Origin of the sequence: Streptomyces sp. 3214.6 (assembly GCF_900129855.1) — a bacterium.
In the GTDB taxonomy this organism is placed as follows: domain Bacteria; phylum Actinomycetota; class Actinomycetes; order Streptomycetales; family Streptomycetaceae; genus Streptomyces; species Streptomyces soliscabiei.
This window is the reverse complement of record NZ_LT670819.1, coordinates 4,405,584-4,430,268: the sequence shown is the minus strand read 5'-3', so window position 1 is coordinate 4,430,268 and position 24,685 is coordinate 4,405,584. Positions and strand designations below refer to the sequence as shown.

13 protein-coding genes are annotated in these 24,685 nt (G+C 70.6%); 8 read left to right on the top strand and 5 right to left on the bottom strand.

Going from position 1 to position 24,685, the window contains the following annotated elements:
• Positions 1–568 precede the first annotated feature (568 nt).
• The 4 genes from B5557_RS19845 to B5557_RS19820 all read left to right on the top strand — a co-directional run bounded on the left by B5557_RS19845 (position 569) and on the right by B5557_RS19820 (position 14,109).
• Positions 569–2,242 carry a histidine phosphatase family protein gene (locus tag B5557_RS19845; RefSeq protein ID WP_079660736.1) on the top strand — a complete coding sequence of 558 codons (1,674 nt, stop codon included), beginning with the start codon at positions 569–571 and terminating at the stop codon, positions 2,240–2,242.
• A gap of 388 nt (positions 2,243–2,630) precedes the next feature.
• Positions 2,631–6,962, top strand: coding sequence for a LamG-like jellyroll fold domain-containing protein (locus B5557_RS19830; RefSeq protein WP_159424398.1), 4,332 nt, complete (start codon positions 2,631–2,633; stop codon positions 6,960–6,962).
• Positions 6,963–7,121: 159 nt separating this feature from the next.
• The gene (locus B5557_RS19825; protein WP_079660734.1) at positions 7,122–13,574 is read left to right on the top strand and encodes an RHS repeat domain-containing protein; all 6,453 of its coding nucleotides are present in this window, start codon (positions 7,122–7,124) and stop codon (positions 13,572–13,574) included.
• Positions 13,575–13,668: 94 nt separating this feature from the next.
• Complete coding sequence (locus B5557_RS19820; RefSeq protein WP_143688196.1) at positions 13,669–14,109, top strand: hypothetical protein; 441 nt, start codon at positions 13,669–13,671, stop codon at positions 14,107–14,109.
• A gap of 13 nt (positions 14,110–14,122) precedes the next feature.
• Here B5557_RS19820 and B5557_RS19815 read toward each other — a convergent pair whose 3' ends face one another.
• From B5557_RS19815 to B5557_RS19805, 3 genes are read right to left on the bottom strand one after another with little or no spacing between them, the layout of a single operon-like run.
• Entirely contained in the window at positions 14,123–14,890 is a 768-nt protein-coding gene (locus tag B5557_RS19815; RefSeq protein ID WP_331716840.1) for a serine hydrolase domain-containing protein, read from the bottom strand.
• Positions 14,891–14,928: 38 nt separating this feature from the next.
• The gene (locus B5557_RS19810) at positions 14,929–15,132 is read right to left on the bottom strand and encodes a DUF397 domain-containing protein (RefSeq protein ID WP_079660731.1); all 204 of its coding nucleotides are present in this window, start codon (positions 15,130–15,132) and stop codon (positions 14,929–14,931) included.
• 8 nt (positions 15,133–15,140) lie between these two features.
• The gene (locus B5557_RS19805; protein ID WP_079660730.1) at positions 15,141–15,986 is read right to left on the bottom strand and encodes a helix-turn-helix domain-containing protein; all 846 of its coding nucleotides are present in this window, start codon (positions 15,984–15,986) and stop codon (positions 15,141–15,143) included.
• A gap of 188 nt (positions 15,987–16,174) precedes the next feature.
• Here B5557_RS19805 and B5557_RS19800 point away from each other — a divergent pair, with 188 nt between their 5' ends.
• Both B5557_RS19800 and B5557_RS19795 read left to right on the top strand, forming a co-directional pair.
• A complete protein-coding gene (locus B5557_RS19800) occupies positions 16,175–16,600 on the top strand; it encodes an ATP-binding protein (protein ID WP_079660729.1) in 426 nt (141 codons plus the stop codon).
• A 33-nt stretch (positions 16,601–16,633) separates the two neighbouring features.
• Entirely contained in the window at positions 16,634–17,545 is a 912-nt protein-coding gene (locus B5557_RS19795) for a hypothetical protein (RefSeq protein ID WP_079660728.1), read from the top strand.
• A 38-nt stretch (positions 17,546–17,583) separates the two neighbouring features.
• Here B5557_RS19795 and B5557_RS19790 read toward each other — a convergent pair whose 3' ends face one another.
• Positions 17,584–18,180: an NAD(P)-dependent oxidoreductase gene (locus B5557_RS19790; protein ID WP_079660727.1), complete on the bottom strand. Its 597-nt coding sequence runs from the start codon at positions 18,178–18,180 to the stop codon at positions 17,584–17,586.
• Between the two features lie 166 nt (positions 18,181–18,346).
• Here B5557_RS19790 and B5557_RS19785 point away from each other — a divergent pair, with 166 nt between their 5' ends.
• The gene (locus B5557_RS19785; protein WP_079664882.1) at positions 18,347–19,237 is read left to right on the top strand and encodes a glycosyltransferase; all 891 of its coding nucleotides are present in this window, start codon (positions 18,347–18,349) and stop codon (positions 19,235–19,237) included.
• A gap of 406 nt (positions 19,238–19,643) precedes the next feature.
• The gene (locus B5557_RS19780; protein WP_079660726.1) at positions 19,644–22,940 is read left to right on the top strand and encodes an AfsR/SARP family transcriptional regulator; all 3,297 of its coding nucleotides are present in this window, start codon (positions 19,644–19,646) and stop codon (positions 22,938–22,940) included.
• On the opposite strand, the gene B5557_RS19775 is transcribed toward B5557_RS19780, so the two are convergent.
• A complete protein-coding gene (locus B5557_RS19775; RefSeq protein ID WP_079660725.1) occupies positions 22,941–24,653 on the bottom strand; it encodes a bifunctional 3'-5' exonuclease/DNA polymerase in 1,713 nt (570 codons plus the stop codon).
• Between the last annotated feature and the right edge of the window lie 32 nt (positions 24,654–24,685).

Sequence of the window (24,685 nt, the reverse complement as noted above, 5' to 3'; positions counted from 1 at the left end):
CGCGTCGTTGGCGGGCGTGAAGCCGGGGCGGGTGGCGCCCTACCGCAAGGACGCGGCCGGACCTGGGGATCTGTCGGCCGAGTACCAGCGGGTGCTGGCCCGGGACCGCCTCCGCGCCGCTTCCCCCCTGCCATCCCCAGCCAGCAAGCCCTGTGCGTACCCCGCCCTGCCCGTGACCGGCCGAGCAGCAGGCGAGGATCCATGCGCCAGCCCTCTTGCCGCATCCGCGCGGTCCGCTGAACAGGTCACGTGATCGACCCGGTTGCTCCGCGGCGCCTGCTGCGGCGTCGTGACATGCGCCTGCCCGGTGGCCCGGCGAACGACTCCGGCCGGCAGCGGCGGTGCGGCGCGAGAGACGACACACGTACGCGCACCCGCGGCCGCTCACCGCCACGGCTTCGGCCAATCAGCCGCAGCTTCAGGACAAAGAAATCTGAACGTTCTCGAACAGCCTTCCCACGGAAAACAAACACCTCTCACCATGTACTTGAATGCTCAATAAGCACAGCTGTCACTCACACCCCACCACAGCTCACAACTCCCACGCCCCCCACGCAAGGGACACTCAATGCCCCTCTTCTTCCTTCGCCACGGCGAGTCCCAGGCGAACGAACAGAACCGGTTCGCCGGGCGCCTGGACACCCCGCTCACCGCCCTCGGCGGCCGCCAGGCCGACCAGGCGGCCGAGCGGGTCGCCGCGCTCGCTGCGAGCGGCGTACACATCGACGAAGTGCACATGTCCACGCTCCAACGCGCCCGCCAGACCGCGTGGACCATCATCGACCGGCTCCCACAACCTCCGGACCGGATCACCGTCGGCGAAGCACTGACCGAGCGAGACTTCGGCGTCTACAGCGGCCGCAACAAAAGCCTGGTGAAGAAGACGATCGGCTTCGCCGGCTACACCGAGGCTTTCCATTCCCCGACCGGCCGCCCGCCAGGTGGCGAGAGCTGGCGGGAGATGTACGACCGGGTCGCCGCGTACTACGAGGACGTCCTGTTGCCCGCCTCCCGCGCGGGACGCACTGTTCTGGTCGTCGCCCACAAGTACGTCGTCGAGATGTTCGCCCTGGTCGTCGCGGACGCGAGCCCGGACAAATACCGCGACTTCAAGATTCCCAATGCGCGCCCGCTCTCCGAGCAGGACCTGCGCCGCGCGGTTGCCGCCCCCGCCGCGGCAGGGCTCGTCAACGACCTGGGCGAGATCGTGGAGATCCGCCTCCCCCTGCTGGTGGCCACGGCCGCCGCGATGGGCGTGGCGGTCCAGCTCGCGCTCGGCATCCAGGTCCCGGCCACAGTCTTCACCACCGCTCTTACCCCCCTCCTGGCCGTCGGCTCCTTCTTCGCCATGCTGCGCGTGGACCCACCCACTCTGCGCCGCCCCCTGAGCAGCCTCCGCGCGGCCTGGCCCCTGCTGCTTCCCCGTCTCGCACTGGGCCTGGTCCTCATCTGGGCCGGGCACTCGCTCCCGTTGGAATTGGCAGGTTTGTTTCTGCTCCTCCCGCCCGCCCTGATAGCCCCGACCCTCTCACTGCTCTGGGGAGGCGACTACTTCTTCGCCGTACGCCACACGGTGGCCGCCTCGCTCGCCCTCCCCGTGCTCCTGCTCACCGGCCTTGCCCTCCCCCTCTCTCTCCCAGGCACCGCCCCGACCCTCACCCTGGGCAGGCTCGAACCGGCCCTCCTCGCCTACGCGGCCGTCCTGCTCGCCGCCCTTGTACTGCCCGGGGTAGGAGCGCAGGCCGTGCGCCGGCGCGACCCGATCCGGGCGGGCGCCCTCAGCACCAACTGGAACTGGCTCGGCGGCTTGGCCCTGGTCCCCGTGGCCGGCCTCGCCACCTTCGCCCTCACCCCGTCGGTCGGTCTGACCGCCCACACGGCCATCCGACTCCTGCTGGTGATGTCCGCCGCAGCGGCGGCCCTGACCGCCCTGCGCCTCCTGACGACGCTGTTCCTGCACCTGCGCCCCCACGGCACCGGCCTCGGCCGGGACCTCTTCATCACACAGAACACCCCGAACATCTTCCTGTGGTTGGCGATGACCGCCGTCCTGGCCCCCACCACGGGCCACCGCCCCTCGGTGATCGGCCTCGGCGTCGCACTCGTCTTCTTCTTCGCGGTCTACACCGACGAACGGATCTTCCTTCACGCCCACCGCCACGACCTGACCCCGAGCGTCCCCGAAGCCCCCGAAAAGCGGAAGAACCCCACCATTCCTGGCCTGTTGACACCGGGCAAGTAATCGGAGACCTCGAAATGGAGCACTGAGATCTTTCATCCTCGTCGGTGAGGGCGAGGAAGAGCAGGCCGTGGGCCTTGTGTTTCCCGCTGTAGTTCTTGCGGTTGGCTGTCCCGGTGCGGCGCCGGGTGCGGACCAGGGTGCCGTCCAGCAGGACCACCACCCCGCCCCGCCTGGCGATGATGCTCTGTCATGTCAATTCAGGCTCTGGAGTGGGCCGTTGTGGCTGAAGTTCGTCTGATGTTTGTTCATATCTGAACGAATAAAGGTGATTTGAGGCTCACACAAAGCCGATTGACAGCTTGAATCACGTGGCCGGATAGTGATCTTCACATATGAAGAATGCGTGAAGGGTGCTGGAGTGGCTGAAAGAAATCGGGGGAGAGCGGCCGTGGGCGCGATCTCTCTATTGGTCGGGGCATTGCTCACGGGCCAGCTACCGGGATCGTCCCTGGCCACCGCGGTCGCGCAGACCTCGGATGCGGGCCGGACGCAGTCCCCCGCCGCCGCCGACGATCCCACCCCGGACACCCTTTCCCCCGACATCGACCGGGCGCGGGAGCAGGCCCGGCGAGTCGGGCATCGGGTGGAGGTCGTGTCCGAACGTGGGGCGAACCGCGAGGTGTTCGCCAATGCGAGCGGCAGCCTCACGGAGATCACGCATCTGGAACCGGTGCGTACCCGCCGGGCAGGCAAATGGGTCGACATCGACACCGGCCTGCGGCGGCTGGACGGCGTCGGCATCGCGCCCGTCGCCTCCGCGGCCGATGTGGTGTTCTCGGCGGGCGGCAGCAGGGATCCGCTGGTCAGGATGGTCAAGGCAGGGCGGGAGCTGTCCCTGTCGTGGCCGGGCGCGCTGCCCGCGCCGGTGCTCTCGGGATCGTCCGTGACGTACCCGGAGGTTCTGCCGGACGTGGACCTGCGGATGACCGCGGAGCCCGACGGCTTCTCCCAGGTCCTGGTCGTCAAGAGCGCCGAGGCCGCGGCGAACCCCGCGCTGTCCCGACTGAAAATGCCCATGACCGGCAAAGGGCTCACCGTCCGCTCCACTGCCACAGGGGGCCTTGAGGCGGTCGACGCCCAGGCGGGAGGCGTCGCCTTCGAGGCTGCCCAACCGGTGATGTGGGACTCCCGCGAAGCCGGTGCCGGCGCCGGCACCCCCGCCAAGTCCGCCGCGTCCGGCACCGTCGCGAAGTCGGCCGGGCCCGGCACCCCCGCCAAGTCCGCCGCGTCCGGCGCCACCGCCAAGGCGGCCGGTCCGGATGGCGTTTCGCGTGCCGTTCCTTCCGGCGGGCTGTATGAAGGCCCCGGTGACGGCTCCTCGCGGGCCGATGTGCACGCGTCCGTGGCCGGGAACGCTCTCCTGCTGACACCCGACCCGAAGCTGCTCTCCGGCGCGGACACCCAGTACCCGGTGTTCATCGACCCGGCCTGGTCCTCGCCGCGGGCGTCCGCCTATGCGATGGTCTCCCGCGCCTTCCCCGACTCGGACTTCTACAAGTTCGACGGCGCCGACGACGCGGGCCTGGGTTTCTGTCCGCCGAATTTCACCGGCCTCAAGTGCGCGCCGAACGACGCCAAGAGGCTGTTCTACAAGCTGCCGGTGACGAGTTTCGCGGGCAAGAGCATCACCAGCGCCGAGTTCGTCGTGCGGGAGACGTTCGCGTACAACTGCACCAAGCAGCCGGTGGAGTTCTGGCGTACCAAGCCGCTCACCTCGACGACGTCCTGGAACGACCAGAAGGCGTCGGGCTACTGGATCGACCAGATGCCGACCGTGACGGCTGCCAAGGGCGCGACCGCGTCCTGCCCGGACGGCGATCTGGAGTTCAACGCCAAGGACGCGGTCGTCTGGGCCGCCGCCAACAAGCAGACGTCGCTCACCTTCGGGCTCAAGGCGCCGAACGAGAACGCCGAGACCCAGTGGAAGCGCTTCGCGGGCAACGGCTTCCTGCGCGTCGAGTACAACAACCCGCCGAACCAGCCCAAGCAGTCGCAGCTGACCATGATCCCCGGCGGCAGTTGCACGCTGACGCCCAAGGCGGTGAACGTCATCCCCAAGGCGACCGCCGTTCTGTCGGACCCCGACAAGGACCAGGTGTACGCGGAGTTCAAGGTCGACTGGGACTCGGGCGACGGCTGGAAGGAACACTGGAACTCCGGCCGTATCGGGCCCAAGGCCTCCGGACAGCCGTTCACGATCACGCTCCCGTCGAGCATCCCGCAGAACATCAAGGCCGCGTGGAGCGTGCGCGCCTCGGACGGCAAGCTGTGGGGGCCCTGGAGCTACGCCGGTGACACCCAGACGGCCTGCAACCTGACCTACGACTCCAAGCATCCGGCCGCACCGACCGTGACCTCCGCCCAGTACCCCCTCTGGCACACCGACGACCCGCTCGCCCCGTGGCTGGACGGCGTCGGACGGTACGGCCGCTTCACGATCGACTCGACCGCGCAGGACGTCACCAAGTACTGGTTCGGCCTGAACGTGGATCCGACCGCCGCCAATGAGCGCAAGCCCGCGACTCCCGGAGCGCCCGTCTCGATCGACCTGATGCCGACCCGGCCGGGGCTCAACACCCTCTACGTCATGGCCTGGGACGCCAACAACAACGACAGCACGATCGCGAGTTACCAGTTCCGGGTGGCCACCGGCCAGCCCGAACGCGCCGCCTGGACGCTCGACGCCCCGGCCGGCGCGACCGAGGACCCGGGCAGCGGCGGCACCCGGCCCGCGCTGCTCGACGGCACCGCGGCACTCGGTGAACCGGGCGTCCGTGGCACGGCCCTCGGCCTGAACAGCGGGGGCGCCACCGACGGCTACGCGGCCGCGGGCCCCCATCTGCTCGACACCGACGGCGACTTCACCGTCTCCACCTGGGTGCGTCTCGACTCCGACGCCGCCACCGCGACCGCGGTCAGCGTCGACGGCACCTCGCAGGCGGGCTTGTACCTCGGCTACGACAAGAGCAGCGGGCGCTGGGCGCTGCGCGTGCCCGCCAAGGACGCCTCCGGGGCCGACTTCACCGCCCAGCGGGTACTGTCGCAGGCCCCTCCGGAGGTCGGCAGGTGGACCCACCTCGCGGCCGTCCGTGACGCAACGGCCGGCAAGTACACCCTGTACGTCGACGGTGTCGCGGCCGGCACGTCCACGGTCACCACCCCCTGGCACGCCGCGGCCAACCTCCAGTTCGGCCGCGCCAAGTACAACGGCGCCTATGCCGAGCCGTGGCAGGGCGCGATCGACGAGAGCGCCGTCTACGACCGTCCCCTGGGCGCGGCGGACATCGGCCGACTGGCCCGTCACGAGGCCGTGACCACCGGCCGTCCGGCCAAGGCGGCCTGGGACTTCGACGACGCGGCCACCTCCTCGGTGGCGAAGGGCGAGAGCCAGGTGAACCCGCTGGTCCTCAAGGGCGGCGGCGGCAAGTTCGGCGTCCCGGGCAATGTGGCCGGCGCCCTGGACCTCAGCTCCACCGACAACGGCTACGCGAGCACCACCGGGCCGCAGCTCAACACCCTGCGCAGCTTCTCGGTCTCGGCCTGGGCCAAGCTCCCCAAGGCCGAGTCGGCCTCGGCGCAGATCATCGCGACCCAGGCCGGCGCGCAGCAGAGCGGCTTCGAGCTCTACTACTCGGGCTCGTACCGTCGTTGGGTCTTCAACCGGTACAACTCCGACGCCGCGGGCGTCCAGCCGACCCGGGCGATGGCCAACCTCGGCAAGCCCGCCGCCGACCAGGTCTATCCCGGCGACAGCTGGCACCACCTCCTCGGCGTCTACGACAGCACGCTGAAGGAGCTGCGGCTTTTCGTGGACGGCACTCTCGTCTCCACGGTGCCGTTCACGCCCGCCCCCTGGGACGCCACCGGCCCGGTGCAGGTCGGCGCGGGATCGTACGGCGGTCAACCCGACTCGTTCTTCAAGGGGCAGATCGACGACGTCCGTCTGTTCGACCGGGTGGTCTCCAAGGACGAGGCCGGTGACCTGTTCAAGCAGCACCCGCAGGTGAAGGGGCGCTGGAAGTTCGACACCACGACAGCGGGCACGCCGGCGTCCAGCCCCGACGACAGCGCCGGCAAGCGGCCCGCGGTCCTGGGCGCGCAGGCGTCCGTACAGCCGGGCGCCGGCTGGGTCGGCGGCGCGGGCGGTCTGGTCCTGGACGGGGTGGACGACTATGCCGCCGCCGCGACGGTCCCGGTGAACACCAAGGAGAGTTTCACCGCGACCGTCTGGGTGAACACCGCGGCCCGCCCGCAGAAGAAGGTCACCGTCCTGTCGGCGGAGGGGGCCGTCAACAGCGCCTTCACCGTGCGCTACGCACCGGACCCCACGGACCCGCAGAGCCAGGGCGGTTACGAGCTGGAACTCCCCAGTGCGGACACGTCGAGCGCGACCCGGCCCGTGGTGCGGCATTCGAGTTTCCAGTCCGACTTCGAATGGGACCACCTGGCGGTCGTGTACGACGCCTTCGCCGACGAGGCACGGCTGTACGTCAACGGCCACCTGGAGCAGGTCCTGGACGCCATGTCGTGGCGGGCCAATGTCCAGCCGTTCCAGGCGACCAAGCAGCTCCAGTTCGGACGCAACAAGGAGAACGGGACGACCGGCGAGTACTGGCCGGGCGTGATCGACGACGTGTGGCTGTTCTCCGGTGTGGCGAGCGACGCCCAGATCGTCAAGCTCGGCAACGGGGAGTCCCTGGACACGGTCCCAGGCCCGTAGACAGCGCCCTCGACCCGTGGGCCCGCGACCAGGCGCGCCCACGGGTCGAGGGCCCGCGTGCCCACGGGCACGGGGCTTGCACATGACCGGACCGCCCGCCGGATCTTCCGGCCCCCGATCCTCCCGACCCCCCACCCAACGACGTAAGGAACTTTCGGGTTGTCCAGACCCATACCAGCGCCCGGCGCGCCGCGCGCGGCGCGCTTCCACCGGTACTCCGCCCGGTACACGGCCCTGATGGTGGCCGCGCTCATGGCCGGCTCGCTGTTCCAGGCCGAGCCCGCGCTGGCCGCTTCGCAGCCGGGTGGCAGCAGGCACACCCCGGCCGTCGAGGCCGACCACCCCGTACCCGGCAAGGCGCTCAAGACCATTCCGCGCAAGCGGGACGGGCTGACGTCCGGCCCCCGTCGTGCGCTCCACGCCACCTGGCCGAAGGCCGGCGCCGCGCAGGTCACCCTGCCCGCCTCGGGCGCCGCCGCCGGGAAGAAGGCGACGGCGAAGGGGGCCGGGCGCACCGCGGCCGCGCCGCTGCCCGTATCCGGTCTGCCAGTGCCTGGGCTGCCCGTCCGGCTGCTGGCCGACCCGGCGGCCACCGGCTCCACCAAGGCCCAGGTGCGGATCCTGCCGAAGGACACCGCCCGTGGCCTCGGACTCGACGGGGTCCTGCTCTCCGTCAGCGCCGCCGACCCCGCGAGCACGGCCTCCGGCGCCCGCCGCGTCGGCGTCAGCCTGGACTACTCCGCGTTCGGCGAGGCGTACGGCGGTGACTACGGCGCCCGGCTGCGCCTGGTCGCCCTGCCCTCCTGCGCGCTGACCACCCCGAAGCTGGCCCGCTGCCGCACGTCGACGCCGGTGGCCGGCCGCAACGACAGCGAGAAGCACACGGTCTCCGCCGACTCCGTCGCGCTGCGTTCCACCGCGTCCGCCGTCGTCCTCGCCGCCGTGGCCGACTCCGACGGCGGCTCCGCGGGCGCCGGCGACTACACCGCGACCCCGCTGTCGTCGTCCGCCGCGTGGCAGACCAGTCTCCAGACCGGCGACTTCTCCTGGTCGTACCCGCTGGCCGCGCCGACCGTGCCCGGCGGACTGCTGCCCAAGCTGTCCGTCGGCTACTCCTCGGGCTCCGTGGACGGCCAGACCACCACGAGCAACAACCAGTCCTCCTGGGTCGGTTCGGGCTTCGACATGAACACCGGCTTCATCGAGCGGCGCTACAAGCCGTGCGGCGAGGACGGCGACTGGAGCAAGGACAACGCCCCCGGCGACCAGTGCTGGGGATACGACAACGCCACCATCAGCTTCAACGGCCGTGCGGGTGAGCTGATCCCGGCCGGCAAGGACGTCTGGCGGATCCGCAACGACGACGGCACCCGCGTCGAGAGGCTCAGCAACGCCACCGAGCGGGCGAACGGCGACAACGACGGCGAATACTGGAAGGTGACGACCACCGACGGCCTCCAGTACTTCTTCGGCTACAACCGCCTCCCCGGCTGGAGCACGGGCAAGGCCGAGACGAAGTCCACCTGGACCGTGCCCGTCTTCGGCAACAACACCGGCGAGCCCTGCCACCAGGCGACCTTCGCAGCGTCCTGGTGTCAGCAGGCCTGGCGCTGGAACCTCGACTACGTCGTCGACCTGCACGGCAACGCGATGTCGTACTGGTACAACCCGGAGACCAACTCCTACGGCCGTAACCGCGTGGCCGCCGACGACACCCCGTACGAGCGCGGCGGCGTCATCGACCACATCGACTACGGCCAGCGCAGCGACACCCTCTTCACCGCCAAGGCGGCCGGCAAGGTCGTCTTCACCAACGTGGAGCGGTGCATCCAGCCCACGGCCGCCGACTGCGCCGCCGCGGAGATCGAGAAGAACCCCACCCGGTGGGAGGACACGCCGTACTACCTGAACTGCAAGGCGGGCACCGACTGCGACAAGGGCCGCTTCGCCCCGTCGTTCTGGTCCCGCAAGCGGCTCGCCAGGATCACCACCCAGGTCCTCCAGCCCTCGGGCGGCTACCAGGACGCCGACGCCTGGGCGTTCACCCAGAAGTGGGGCGACGCGGACATCGACCGCTCCCTGCTCCTGGAGTCGATCCAGCACACCGGCCTGTCCGCTACCCCCTCGATCACCCTGCCCAAGGTGACCTTCGGCTACAAGCAGGGGCCCAACCGTCTCGACCGGCTCGGTGACGGCATCGCGCCCTTCATCAAGTACCGGCTCGCGAACGTCTCCGACGAGTCGGGCGGTTCCATCGACGTCGCCTACTCGGAGCCCGAGTGCGACTTCGCCGCGCTGCCCACGCCGGAGACGAACACCACCCGCTGTTTCCCGCAGTACTGGCAGCCCGCCGGCGCCGCGGACCCCGTCCAGGAGTGGTTCAACAAGTACGTCGTCACCCAGATCACCGCGACCGACCGCACCGGCAAGGCCGACGACATGGTCACCCGGTACGCGTACCTCGACGGCGCCGCCTGGCACTACGCAGACGACGACGGCCTGACCAAGGAGAAGTACAAGACCTGGTCGCAGTGGAACGGCTACGGCCGGGTCCAGGTGGAGACCGGCGGCTGGGACGGCATGCGCTCGCTGAACGAGCACTGGTTCCTGCGGGGCATGGAGGGCGACCGCAAGAACGCCGCGGGCGGCGCCAAGTCGGTGACCGTCTCCGACGGCGAGGGCGGCAGCCTCACCGACCACGAGGCGTTCCAGGGAACCGAGTTCAAGACGATCGCGTACACCGGGCCGGGCGGCACGGTGGAGAGCAAGACGGTGAGCACGCCGTGGCGCAAGGAGACCGCGAAGCGGGTCCGGGACTGGGGCACGGTCACGGCGAACCTGACCGGCACGGCCGCGACCCGCACCTGGGACCGCAAGCACGACGGCAGCTGGCAGCAGACCTCCACCGCGACGACGTTCGACGACCTGGGACGGGTCATCGAGGACAGCGACCTCGGTGAGGCCGCGTCCGGCGACGAACAGTGCACGACCACCTCGTACGCCGACAACGCCACCACCTGGCTGCGCGCCCTGCCCAAGCAGGTCGAGGTCCTCGACGTGGCCTGCGGCACGGCCGTCACCTACCCCGCGCACCTGCTCTCCCGCAAGCGCAACACCTACGACTCCCTCGCCTTCGGCGCCGCCCCGACCCGGGGCCTGGTCACCAAGCAGGAGGAGCTCGTCGGCTACACCGGCACCACCCCGAACTACCGGTGGAAGAGCACCGGTTACGACAGCTACGGGCGGGCCAAGTCGACCTCCGACTCGTCGGGGGCCAGCAGTACGACCGTCTTCACCGCGGCGACCAGCACCAAACCCGGCACCCTCACGGTGACGGGCACCGAACTGGTCGCCGGCACCCCGTCCAGCGCGCAGTCCGTCGTGACCGAGTTCGACGGAGTCCGCTCGCTGCCCACCGCCACGATCGACACCAACGGCAAGCGCACCGACGCGGAGTTCGACGCCCTGGGCCGGCTCAGCAAGGCCTGGCTCGCCAACCGGCCCAAGGCCTCCAGCCCGACGCCGAGCCTGGAGTACGGCTACCGGATCGCGGACGGCGAGATCGCCGCGGTCGTCGCCAAGAAGCTGATGAACGACGGCAGCCAGCAGGCGTCGTACATCCTCTACGACGGCTGGCTGCGACCCCGGCAGTCACAGTCCGTGGGCCCCGACGGCGGCCGGCTCATCGACGACACGTTCTACGACGAACGCGGCCTGGTCGAGCGGAAGTACGCGCCGTACTACGCGGCCAAGGCACCGGAGGCCAAGCTCTTCGGCGTGACCGAGCAGGGCGCGGTCGACACCCAGACCGTCAACGAGTACGACGGCCTGGGCCGCCCGACCGTCACCAAGACGCTCCGGGGCAACGGCGTGGGCGTGGAGCTGTCCCGCACCACGACCACCCACAGCGCCGACCTGGTCACCGTCGACCCGCCGGCCGGCAGCACGCCGACCGCGACGGTGCTCGACGCCAAGGGCCGCACCAAGGAACTGCGCGAGTTCCACGGGTCGTCGCCGACCGGCGCGTTCGACAGCACGCTGTACGAGCACGACAGCTCCGGGCGCCTGACCAAGGTCACCAGCCCGGACAAGACGGTCCGCTCCTACACCTACGACCTGCTCGGACGGCAGCTCACCTCCACCGACCCCGACTCGGGCACCACCCGGACGACGTACGACGACGCGGACCGGGTCACCACCGCGACCGACGAGGGCCGCCAGAAGAAGATCGCTTTCGTCTACGACCGGCTCGGCCGGCACACCGAGACCCGGGAGAACTCCACCACGGGCCCGCTGCTGGCCTCCTGGACCTTCGACACCGTGCGCAAGGGCTACCTGGGCAGCTCCACCCGCTATGTCGGCGGCGCGGACGGCGCGAAGTACACCCAGACGATCAACGCGTACGACAACCTGTACCGGCCGCTGCGCACGACCGTTTCGATCCCGGCCTCGGAGCCCGGACTCGGCGGCACCGCGGGCGTCAGCTACCAGACCAACACCACCTACAACCTGGACGGCACCGTCAAGTCCGCCAGCTACCCGGCGGCGGGGGACCTGCCCGCCGAGGTGGTCGCGCCGACCTACGACGGGCTTCAGCGCGTGGTGAAGGCCGAAGGCCTCGGCACCTACGTCGGCAACGCCCGCTACAGCCTCACCGGCAAGCTCGAGGAGCTGGAGCTGGGCGACGCCGGCAAGCGGGTCTGGATCAACAACACGTACGAGCCGGGCACCCAGCTGCTGTCCACGAGCCGCACCGAGCGTGAGGGAATCGCCGGCGTCGACCGCGCGGTCACCTACGACTACGACGACTCGGGCAACGTCGACTCGGTCACCGACGCCTCGCGCCAGGGCACCGACCGGCAGTGCTTCCGCTACGACTACCTGCAGCGGCTGACCGAGGCGTGGACACCGGCCGGTGACTGCGCGTCGGCCCCGGGCACCACCGCGCTCGGCGGTCCGGCGCCGTACTGGCAGTCGTACACCTATACGACGGCCGGGAACCGGGACACCGACACCCGGCACGACCCCACCGGGAAGACCGCAGGGGACGTCACCCACACCTACCGCTACGACGAGAACGGCAAGGGCCAGCCGAACACCCTGACGTCGGTCACCTCCACGGGCGCCGTCACCGGCAAGGACACCTACACCTACGAGGGCGGCGGCGGCACCGAGTCCCGCACGCCGAGCGGCGGGGCGAAGCAGTCGTTCGTCTGGGACTCCGAGGGCAACCTCGCCTCGGTGACCCAGGGCCCCTCCGTCACCGACTACCTGTACGACGCCGACGGGAACCGGCTGATCAGCCACGGTCCCGGCGGTGTCTCCACGCTGTACCTGGGCGCCACGGAGATCACCTGGACGAAGGCCACCGGCAAGACGACGGCGCGGCGGTACTACGACCTCGGCGGGGCGGGCGCGGTGCGTCAGGACGACGGCTCGCTGTCGTTCGTCGTCGCCGACCACCACGGCACGGGCGAACTCGCCGTCGACGCCACGACCCAGGTCATGGTGCAGCGCCGCAACATGCCGTTCGGCGAAGCACGCGGCACGGTGCCGCAGGCCGGAAGCTGGCCCGGCACCAAGGGCTTCATCGGCGGTACGCAGGACCCGACCGGCCTCACCCATCTCGGAGCCCGCGAGTACGACCCGGCGACGGGCCGGTTCCTCAGCGCCGACGCGGTGGTCGACCCGGCGGACCCGCAGCAGCTGAACGGCTATGCCTACGGGCACAACAACCCGCTGCGGCGCAGCGACCCGACCGGCAACTACGACCCGGACATGATGGCGTGGTGCCAGGACAACCCCGGCAGGTGCCAGGGCGGAAGGATCATTCCCAGCAAGCCCTCGAAGCCCAAGAAGAACCCGAACCCGGGGATGGACAAGAAGCGCGCCCATATGCCGGCGGTGCAGAGCGAGCGCCTGGAAAAGATCATCAAGGAGCTCTACATCAGGCCGCAGGTCGCGGACTCGGACGTGGTGGGCGACGGTAAGACGGGCACGGCCCTGATCGAGGAGATGAACGAGGGCAAGGCCTTCGGGGGTAAGGGAACGAGTTGGCACATCGAGAAGGCCGTCGCGAAACTGGGCGGTCTGAGGGATCTGCTGGAGGAGGACCGCAAGGCCAAGGTGGACACCGGAAAGGGAATCCTCTCCGACTCCGACCGCAAGGTCGCGATCAACGAGTCGAAGGAACTCTGGACGGCCCTCAACGCGGATGACGTGGCCGGCGAGGTGACAAAGAGGGTGAACGCGAAACCCGAGTTCGCGAAGACGGTGTCCCATCTCATCAAGACCGTCATCTCAGCGGAATCGATGAGCGAGGTCACAGGGCAGAAGTTCGCCGTCCCGGAGAACCTCCACCCGAAGGCGCCCCAGCGGGCCGTGCCCTCGGGTGAGAAGATCAAGGGCCGAGGTTTCGCCAAGGCGTTCGGGGTGGTGGGCGGTGCCGCCAGCGCGGCCCAGTTCCCGGTGGACGTCTACAACTACGGGTTCGAGGAAGCGACGAAACGGCTGTCCGAATCACTGACGGACCCGCTGGACGTGGTGCCCGACGGCCAGGGCGCGGGATGCCTGTTCTTCGGTGACTGCTATGTGGTGAGCCCGATGGCCTGACCTCGTCGGACCGCCCACCAGAGACGCCGCCGGCCGGGAGGAATTCCCGGCCGGCGGCGCGGTATTATCAAGCGCCCTATGAAGAGGTATGGACATGCAAGGAATCTCGTCCGATGATCTGGTTGTGCAGCTCAGGCGGCTGCTCCCGGAGGTCGAGCCCTACTTCAAAAAGGCGGCCGACCGGCATGGCCTGCGCGCGTCGCAGGTGACCCATTGGGAGCAGGTAAACACCCATCCAGGGACGCTCCTGTCCGAAGTGCTTGCTCACCCGCTGTTCCAGCCCGTGATGGAATCTCCGGAAATCGACGCGAAGCAGAAAGACTTCCTGGAGCGTTGCTTCGAGTTCATCGAGGGCCTCCAGGAAGACCCTACGGGGTGGCTCGTGGACACGGCCTACTTCACTTTCTTGGAATTTTTCCTGGAAAGTGATGAAGTGCTCGACCGCGCCTTCCAATTCGCCTGGCCGAAGACCAGGGCGGAGATCCTGGCCATGCTGCGAGGCTGGAACATCCCCGTGAAACCGGCCTGGGAATAGCCCGCCGCCAGCGTCAGGAGGCGGTGCCGCTCCGCTTGAGCACCTCGATGCCGACCCGGTCCGTTTCCTCCGGTGCTCCGTTGAGACGGTGGATCAGCACCCAGCGGCCGTCGTCCATCGCCCCGGCGAAGAGCGAGGCGTCGCGCGTCGCGCCGTTGTGCCAGTGCAGGGGGCCGGCCGTCTGCCAGGACGGCGCCGGATCCCCCAACCGGCGTTCCACTGCCAGGCGCACGAGCAGATCGGCCGCCGCGCGGGGGGTGGCCCACAGACCTCCCGCGGGCAGGATCGCACCCCGCATCGTCCACGGCCTGCGGGGTCGTCCGAACAGGCCCGGGGCGGCCAGGAGCCTGTTCGGGTCGGGGCTCGCGGTCACCTCCGCCACGTCCAGCGGACGCAGGACGTACTCGGTCACCACCTCCTCGTAGGCGGCGCCCGCCGCGACGGTCAGGGCCTCGCCGAGGATCGCGTAGCCGAGATTGGAGTACTCCTCCTCCTGACCCGGCGGGCGGGTGGCGAGCGTGTCGAGCCGGCTCAGCAAGTGGTGCACCGCGGCCCGGTCGAACGCCGCGTACGGGTCCCGGCGCGCGACGCCGGGCGGCAGGCGGGGGAGACCGGACGTGTGCCGCGCCAGGTGCAGCAGCGTGATCCCGGTACCGGGAACCGCGGGCAGCCACCGCTCGACCGGATCGTCGAGCGAGAGCACGCCGGCCGCGGCCATGCGGGTCAGCGCCGTGCCGGTGATGACCTTCGTGAACGAGCCGATCTCGACGAAGCGGTCCACGCCATGACCGTCACTGACCTCGGGGGAAGCCGCGTCGCTCAGGACACAGGTGGGAGTGCGGCGCACAAGCGAGCCTTTGCCAGGAAGTGGGCGACGACGGCAGGGGTGGTCGTGAGGACCGTGGCCGGGGTGTCGCTTTCGCGGAGGTGGAGGGTGGTGGGGGTGTAGGCGAGTTCGAGGCAGGCATTGCCGTCTCCGCTGCCGGAGAACGAGGACTTCTGCCAGTTGTCGGGAGCGTTCATCGGGCTCCTCACACTTCCTTCGCCAGCCTGCGGATGAAGTCACGCGAGCGCCCAGGGTCGAGCGACGCGGCTTCCATCCTATGAAAGAGCGTTCGAAAACGGCCGAGTTGGGCCTCGGAGTCGATGAAGGCCGTTCCGTGCGGTCCGTCGCGTACGACCGTGTCCAGCTTCGGGACCACTCCGCCCACGTACACCATGGCGCTGTCGGCGCCGGCGAAATCGTCCAGGTCGAAGGGGATGACACGAACGGTGACGTGGTTCCTTTCCGAGACGTCCAGGACGCGGGAGAGTTGCGCTCTTGCCGCCACTCGGTCACCCACCCTGATGCGTAGCGCCGCCTCGTGGATGACGGTCGTGAACGGAGTCGGGTGCTCCAGGACGACGCCCCGCGCCAACCGATGGCGGACGCGCAAGTCCAGTTCGGCTGACGGTAGTTCGGGTACCCGATAGCCGAGGATCCGACGGGCGTACTCCTCGGTCTGGAGGAGCCCGGGGATGTGGAGGAAGCTTACGTCGCAGTAGTAGGTCGCATGGTGTTCCAGCTCGGACAGGTCCAGGAAGGCCGTGGGCAGCCGCCCCCGATACTCCTCCCACCATCCCCGTGTCCGTTCGCTCGCCATGGCTGCCAGAGCGTCGGCCAACTCCGTGTCCGTACATGCGTAGTGGGCGACGAGCCGTCGTATGGTCTCCTCGCTCACCCCCGCGACACCGGACTCGATCTGGCTCAACCGCCCCGCGTCTGTTCCCAGTAGCGCGGCGGCCTCCCGCCCCTTGAGTCCTGCTGCCTCGCGCAGCTTCCGCAGTTCGGTGCCCAGGCGCTCCTGGCGGGCGGTCACCTGTGTTCTGCGCGCCATGACGTCCTCCTTGACTCGTTCGGGGTCAGATTAGGACAGTCGGTTGCGTCGGACCAAGCTTGGACCCTACCGTCAGTGACGCGAACTTCACGCTGCGGAAGCGTACCGCTCCGTCCTGCCATGACGGCTGAGGCATGCCACCGCCCGTAACCCCAACACCCCACCCCACCCCCACTTGGAGCTGCCCCATGCCCGAAACCGCCCCCGCCCCCACCCCCGACTCCTGGGAGTACTCCCTGTACATCCCGACCGACCCCAGAGCCGTCACCGTCTCCCGTCACACCCTCCGCGCGATCTTGACCGTCCACGGCCTCGCCCTCCTCATTGACACCGCCGAACTTCTCACCTCCGAGTTGGTCTCCAACGCGATCCTGCACACCAAGGGCCCCGCCTGTCTGCGCCTGCGCTACCGCGACGGCGTCCTCCAGATCGGGGCCTGGGATGCCGACCCCGAACCCCCGGAACCCCCAAGCCGGTTGGAGGAGCTCGGCGATGCCGAGAGCGGCCGTGGCATGGCCCTGGTGCGGGCCTGCTCGGACCTCTGGCATTGGCAGCCGCTGTCCCGGATGGGGCACCGCGGCAAGCTCGTGTGGTGCGAACTGAACGCGGCGTAGCTCGTTGATCACGTCGGACAGAAAGGAGAGCCGATGGTCGGCTCGTCGCACGAGGCGCTGCACCGGATCTTCCAGAAGGACCCCGCGCTGCTGACCCGTGCCCTGCAACAGGTGTTGGGCATCCCCTTCCCCACGCCGTACGACTTCGCCGGCATGAACGTCGACCTCACCGAGATCGAGCCCATCGAGCGGCGCGTGGACACGCTGCTGCGGGCCGAGACCGACGAGGGCACGTACCTCCTGGTCGTGGAGTCGCAGGGCCAGCCGGACGACAGGAAGCGCGGCAGCTGGCCGTACTACCTCAGCTACCTCTACGAGAAGTACCGCTGCGAGCCCGTCCTCATCGTCGTCACCCAGAGCAGCGCCACCGCCCGCTGGGCGGCACAGCCCATCCACTTCGGAGTGCGTGGTATGCCCTCACTCACGGTGCGGCCCTTCGTGCTGGGGCCGGACAACGTACCTGTGATCGCCACCGAGCAGGAGGCCATTCAGGACCCGCCCCTGGCCGCGCTCTCGGCCATGACGCACGGCCGGGGACGGCAGGCCCCCGCCATACTGGAATCGCTGGCAGCCGACCTGCGGACCATCGACCGCGACAGTGCCGCGGTCCTCGTGCAGTTCGTCGACTCGTGCCTGGCAAATGACCAGGTCCGGCAGATGTGGAGGGACCTGATGACGGCGATGCAGTACTTCTGGCGACACCCGCTCGCCGAGGAGGTACGGGAAGAAGGCCGAGAAGAAGGCCGGGAAGAAGGCCGAGAAGAAGGCCGTCTCAAGGACCGAGCCGAGATGACTCTCCGCATTCTCGATTTGCGTGGCATCACCGTCCCGGACACCGTCCGAGCCCGCGTCGAGGCGTGCACCGACTTCGACCAGCTCTCCGTCTGGTCCGAGCGTGCAGTCCACGCGACGACAGCGGACGACCTTTTCGACACCGCCGAGTAGACAGTCCTGGCAACGCCCGCCGTCGCGGGTGCCCGGGTTCACCCCAGCACTCGCACCGGCGCCCCCGCCAGATACGCCCGTACCCCCTCCACCGCCTGCCCGTAGTACCGCTCGTAGTTCGCGCGGGACACGTACCCCAGGTGGGGAGTGGCCAGCAGGCGCGGAGCCGTCCGCATCGGATGGTCGGCAGGCAGCGGCTCCACGTCGAAGACGTCGACCCCCGCCCCCGCGATACGCCCCTCCCGCAGCGCGGTGCTCTCCTCGACCAGCCCGCGCGCGAGGCCCAGCAACAGCGCCCACGTCAGCTCCACCGGCGGCGTCGACGAGCTCTCCGTGCCGCACACCGTCACGCCGTTCGCGTTCGCCGCCGCGTAGTCGATCACCGAGTTGCGCATGCCGGAGGCGATCAGCAGCCGCAGCCGGGGGAGTCGGTCGAACACCGACGCGGGGAAGGCGACCCGCTCCCGCAGGGTGACCGCACAGTCGAAGTCGGTCAGCGCCGCGGCGAGTTCGTCCTCGTCGCCGAAGTGCTCGGTGAAGGACACCACCTCCAGCTCCTCACCCGGGACAGACCAGTCTGCGAAGGTCGTCGCGACGTTCTGGAAGTCGTCGAGCACGGCACAGCGGAAGGGCACGGTGTTTCCTCCAGGAGGGACGGTCCGGTCCGAGACTAAGCAAAATATGCAGGTGCCGGAGCAACGTCCCCACCTGAGGCAACATATTGGTGAACGACCAGGCCGCGCATGGACGGGGCGCGGTTGCTGTCGAGGGCCGGATGGAGTGAGGGACGTGGTGGAGTCGGTGGAGCCGAGGATCGCCGTTGCCGTGGTCACCATGGGGAACCGGCCCGCCGAGGTCGACGCCCTGCTGGAGTCGGTGGCCAAGCAGGACCTGGCCCCCGCGCGCATCGTGATCGTAGGCAACGGCTGCCGCCTCCCCGAGTTCACGCACCGCCTCTCCCTGCCCGGCGAGGTCACCACGATCGACCTCGACGAGAACCTCGGCTGCCCCGGCGGCCGCAACGTCGCTCTCGCCCGGCTCCGTGAATTCGGGGATGTGGACGTCGTCGTGGAACTGGACGACGACGGGCTGCTCGTCGACGCCGACGTCCTGCGCCGCGTCCGCGACCTGTACGCCGCCGACCCCGGCCTCGGCATCGTCGGCTTCCGCATCGCCGACGAGCACGGCGAGACCCAGCGCCGGCACGTGCCGCGTGCCGGCGACGCCGATCCGATGCGCGGCGGATACGTCACCGGCTTCCTCGGCGGCGGCCACGCCCTGAGCATGGCCATGCTCGCCGAGACCGGCGACTGGCCCGCCGAGTTCTTCTTCGCGCATGAGGAGACCGACCTGGCCTGGCGGGCCGTCGACGCCGGCTGGAAGATCCTCTACGCGCCCGAGCTGCTGCTCCAGCACCCAAAGACCTCGCCCGCCCGGCACGCCATCTATCACCGGGTCACCGCCCGCAACCGGGTCTGGCTCGTCCGGCGGAACCTTCCGCTGCCCCTCATCCCCGTCCACCTGGGCGTGTGGATCGCCGTCACCCTGCTGCGCACGCGTTCCGCCGGCGGCCTGAAGGCCTGGTTCGCCGGGTTCGCGGAGGGCGTGCGCAAACCTGCGGGCGGGCGGCGGCCCATGAAGTGGCGGACGGTGTGGCAGCTGACCCGACTCGGTCGACCGCCGATCATCTGAGCCACCATCACGGCAACGCGGAGTGCGGGGCCCGGTCGTTCACCTCCGACGACCGCAGCCCCGCACACCTCCGGACCCGGCCACGGCGGCGACACTCCCCCGAGTTGCGCGCAGACACGCGCGCGCCGTCGGGCCGGTTCCGATGTTGTGATCACATCAGGTCGCGCCAACGAATCGCTAACATGTGGCCAACGGTTCTCCGCGTCGTCGCTGGTCACTTGGCCTGAAGTCGTCGGACGAACACGGGAGTCAGCCGTACCTACAGCAAATTCCCGGGGAACCGTCAGGGACAGGGTGGCGGAATTCCCGCGGCCGGGGGCGGAATTCCGCCAGGCCGACGGGGTACCCGCCGTGGAATGCGAGCGACCCGGCACGGGCCGGGCGCGGAAGGGCGACGGGCGGCGTGATGCGGCGGTACGGGCTGCGGTTCGGACTGCTGGGCCCCCCGGTCCTGTACAGGAACACGACTGGCGTCCCGAACACGACTGGCGTCCCGAACACGACTGACGTCCCGACCTCGACGGACGTCCCTGGTGCGCCTGACGTCCCGACCGCGGCCGATCTCTCGTACGACACCGTCCGCAGCCCCAAAGTGCGTGCCCTGCTCGCCGCCCTCCTCCTCGACGCGGGCCGGGTCGTCCCCGTCGAGTCGCTCAAGGAGGCGCTGTGGGGCGGCGCGCCGCCCGCGTCCGCGCAGGCCTCGCTGCACAACCACGTGACCCGGCTGCGTCGGCTGCTCGACGACCCGGAGCGGCTGCGGGCCGTGCCGCCCGGTTACCAGCTCAGGGTCGAACAGGGCGAGCTCGACGTCCACGTCTTCGAGCGGCACGTCGCCGCGGCGCGCGGCGCGCACGCCGCCCGGAACTGGGAACGGGTCGTGCGGGAGTGCACGGCGGCGCTCGCGCTGTGGCGGGGCGCCCCGCTCAGCGGCCTCCCGGCCGACCTGGGCGGATACGCCTTCGTACGACGTCTGCGGGAGGCCCGGCTGCTCCTGCTGGAGTGGCGCTACGACGCCGAACTGGCCCTGGGCGGCGTACGATTCGAGCGCATCGTCCCGGAGCTGACGGCCTTGGCCGCGGAGTATCCGCTGCGCGAGGCGTACCACCGTCAGCTGATGCTCGCCCTGCACCGCACCGGCCGCCAGGCCGAGGCCCTCGCCGTCCACCGCGACCTGCGCACCCGCCTCATCGAGGAACTCGGCGTCGAACCGGGCCCGGCGGTCCGTGAGGCGCATGCGGAGGTGTTGGCTTCGACGGTCGACGACCGTCCCCCGACCCTGCCCGGGGCCCCGGCCGCTGCCCCGATCTCCGCCTCGATCTCCGCCCCGTCCGCCGCCTCGACCCCCGGGTCCGCCCCGGCTGCCCCGACTGCCCCGTCCGTCGGCCCGGCCCAACTCCCGCCGCCCCCCGCCTACTTCACCGGCCGCGACGAAACCCTGCGCCGGCTGCACCGCACCCTCGCGAGCACCCCCGGTGACGGTGCCACCCCGACCGTCGTCGTCCTCAGTGGTATGGCCGGCGTCGGCAAGAGCGCCCTCGCCCTGCACCTCGCCCATACCCTGAGGGAACGTTTCTTCAGCGGTCAGCTCTACCTCCACCTGCACGGCGCCACGCCCGGCATGACCCCCCTCACCGCAGGTCAGGCGCTCGCAGCCCTGCTGCGCGACCTCGGCACCGAGCCCCGGCGCATCCCCGAGCACCCGGACGCCGCCGCCGCGTTGCTGCGCACCCTGCTCGCCCCGACGCGCACGCTTCTCGTGCTGGACGACGCCGCGACCGCCGCCCAGATCCGTCCGCTGCTGCCGGCCGGCCCCGGCTGCGCGGTGATCGTGACCAGCCGCTCGCCGCTGACCGTCCTCGACGGCGCCCGCCGCTTCCCGCTCGCGCCGCTGTCGGCCGAGGACAGCGCGGCCCTGCTGCGGGCGGCCTCCGGCCCGGGCCAGGGACGTGCGGACCTCGACGCCGGCCACCCCCTCGTCGATCTCACCGGTCGCCTTCCGCTCGCCCTGCGCGTCGTCGCCGCCCGTCTCGCCGCGCGCAGTGCCCTCACCCCGGACGCGCTGGCCGGCCAACTGGCGGCGGCGGAGAGCAGGTTGTCCCACCTGGAGTACGACGATCTCAGCGTCCGCCGTTCCCTCGCCGTCGCCCACGATGCCCTCGCCGCCTCCGGACGCGAGGTCGACCGCGACGCGGCCCGCACCCTCCGCCGTTTCGGCGCCCTCGACCTCCCCACCTACGGCGTCCCCCTGCTGGCCCGCCTCACCGGCGCCGACGAAGCCCGCGCCGAGGCAGCCCTGAACCGTCTCGTCGACGTGGCGCTCCTGGAGGAACAGGCCTACGGCCGCTACACACCGCACGACCTGGTACGGGACTTCGCGCGCGAACTCGCGGAGTCCGAAGCGGGCGAGCCGGACGGCCGCGCCGACGCCGTGGACGCGATGCCGACGGCCCTGCACTGGTACGCCGCCGTGGCCGAACGCGCCCTCGCCGCCATCGTCGAAGGCGGCCCCGACCAGGACGACCGCCGCCGTCCGACCGCCGCACAGCCGCCCGCCCACGCGGCGCACGTCACGGCCGTACCCCCCTTCGCCGGCCCCGCAGAGGCCTTCGCGTGGTGCGACACGGAGTTGCAGAACATCGTCGCGCTGGTGAAGAGCGCGTCAAACACAACCCAGACCACCGCCAGAACCCCAGCCCCACCGACTCCCGACGAGGCCCACGCCCCACCGCCTCCCGACGCGGCCCACGCCCCACCGCCTCCCGACGCGGCCCCTGCCCCGACAGGCACCGACGCGGCCCGCGTCGCAGAACGCACTGAAGCAGCCCTCGTCTCCACCCTCCTTCGTCTTCTCTTCCCCTATCTCCAGCGTCGGGGCCGGGTCGCCGAGATGGAGGTGCTCGGGCTGATCGCGCTGCGGGTCGCGCGGTGGCTCGGGGACGAGGCCGCCGAGGCCTACGCCCTGGGTGATCTCGCCGGACTGCACTTCCTGACCGGCCGTCAGCGAGACGCGCTCGCCCTCAACGACCGGGCCCTCGCGATCTGGCGGCGGCTCGACCGGCTCTCCTGGGTCCGGCGCTGCCTCAACAACCGAGGCCTGCTGCTGGAGGGCCTCGGACGGTACGAGGAGTCCGGCGCGGCACTGCGCCAGAGCCTCACCTACTCGCGGCAGTTGAACGACCCGCACGGCGAGGCCGTCACCCACAGTCACCTCGGCAATCTGTACGAGCACACCGACCCGAGGGCCGCCATCGAGCAGCACCGGCGTTCCCTCGCAATCGGGGACGCGATCGGCGCCGTCATCGTGCAGCACTCGGCGCACTGCAACATCGGCTACGCCCACCTCACCCTCGGCGAACCCGCCGCCGCGTGGCCGCACTTCGAGGAGAGCCTGCGCATCCTCGGCGGTCTCGGCGACTGGCACGGCGAGTCCCAGACCCGGCTGGGGCTCGTCCGCGCCCTGCGCCCGTTGGGCCGCACCGAACACGCGCTGGCGGAGTGCGCCGAACTGCTGCGCCGCGCCGACGCCCGCGGCGACCGCTACACCGGCGGCCTCGCCCGGCACCAGCACGGTCTTCTGCTCCGGGACCAGGGCCGTATCGAGCAGGCGTACGCGGAGTGGCGAGCGGCCCTCGCCGCGCTGGCCGGGACGGACGAGCAGGCCGTCGTACGAGAGCTCAGGGAGCTGCTTGCCGGTGACGGTTGATCACTTCGCGTCGGCATAGCACTCCACCACCGCAGCAGTGAACGGAAACCGCACCGGCGTCTGGCCGAACGTCAGCCGTCCGGCCAGGTCGGACGCCTCCCTGATCGCGGCGACGACCCTCTGCGCCTCCTCCTCGGGACAGTGCACGATCACCTCGTCGTGCTGGAAGAAGACGAGTTCCGCCGCCATTCCCGCGCAGGCCTGGCGCAGCGCGGCGAGCAGCAGCAGCGCCCAGTCGGCGGCGCTGCCCTGCACGACGAAGTTGCGGGCGAAGCGGCCACGCGCGCGTGCGTTGGTCGAGGCGTACCCCGGAACCCACTGCCGGTCGTCGGAGAGCTCCTCCTCTGCGGCAGGGCCACCGGAGTCGACGGGGATGCCCGCCTCCTCCGCCCCGTCGTCACCCGCACCGGCCGCCGGTGGGCAGGTCCGCCCCAGCCAGGTGCGCACGAGCCGGCCCTCCTCGCCGGCCTTGGCGGCCTCGTCGACATACGCCACCGCGCGCGGGAAGCGGCGGCGCAGCGCGGCGAGGTTCTTCAGACCGTCCCCGGAGGTCTGGCCGTAGACCGCGCCGAGGACGGCGAGCTTGGCCTGGGCGCGGTCACCGGAGAAGGCGCGGTCGGAGACGGACTGGTAGAGGTCGGTCTCCCGGCCCGCGACCTCCATCAGCCCGGGGTCGCGGGAGATCGCCGCCAGCACCCGCGGCTCCATCTGGTCGGCGTCGGCCACGACCAGCCGCCAGCCCGGGTCGGCGACCACGGCCCGCCGGATGACCTTGGGGATCTGCAGGGCGCCCCCGCCGTTGGTCACCCAGCGCCCGGTGACCGTGCCGTGGGCCAGGAACTCCGGCCTGAACCGCCCGTCCCGCACCCAGTCCTGCAGCCAGGACCAGCCGTGGGCCACCCAGATGCGGTACAGCTTCTTGTACTCGATCAGCGGCTTCACGGCCGGGTGGTCGAGGGACTCGATCTCCCAGCGCCGGGTCGACCTGACCCGGATCCCGGCCTGCCCGAAGGCCTTGACGACGTCGGCGGGCAGGTCGGGCCGCACGCGACGCCCGAAGGCGGCCGACACCTCGTCCGCCAGCTCGGCCAGCCGCCGGGGCTCGCCCCCGCCCGCATACCGCTCGCCGAGCAGATCGTGTAGGACCGCGCGGTGCACCTCCGCGCTCCACGGCAGTCCGGCCCGGTTCATCTCGGCGGCCACCAGCATCCCCGCCGACTCGGCCGCTGTCAGCAGCCGCATCCGCGCCGGGTGTTCGGCCCGCTCGTGCCGCCGCTGCTGCTCGGCGTAGACAGCGAGGAGGTCGTCGAGGGGCAGCCGGACGGCGGTGTCCTGCGCCTCGAACAGCGAGGACTGCGCACCGGGCGCGGCGGAGCGCTGCGGCGGATCCGGCGGTACGGGCCCGCCGCGCAGCCGGGCCAGCGCGGCGGCCGCCGAGCGGGGCTCGCCGGAGTGCCCCTCGTGGCCCAGGAGGAGGGTCTCGGCGTCCTCGACGTCGTAGCACCGCTCTACTCGCACCCCCGTGGCGAGCAGACGCGGATACACCTCGGCCGTGGAACGCCAGACCCAGCGGGTGACGTCGGGCCGCTCGCGCACGGCTCGCGCCAGGTCCGCCTCCCGCAGCACCGGACCGGCGGGCAGCCCGCCGGGACCGAGGGGGGCGAGTTCCACGCCACCGTCCTCGGCCGGAGCGAGTGCCCACCGGTCGGCCATGCTGCGAGTGTGGCAGGGGGGTCTGACAACGG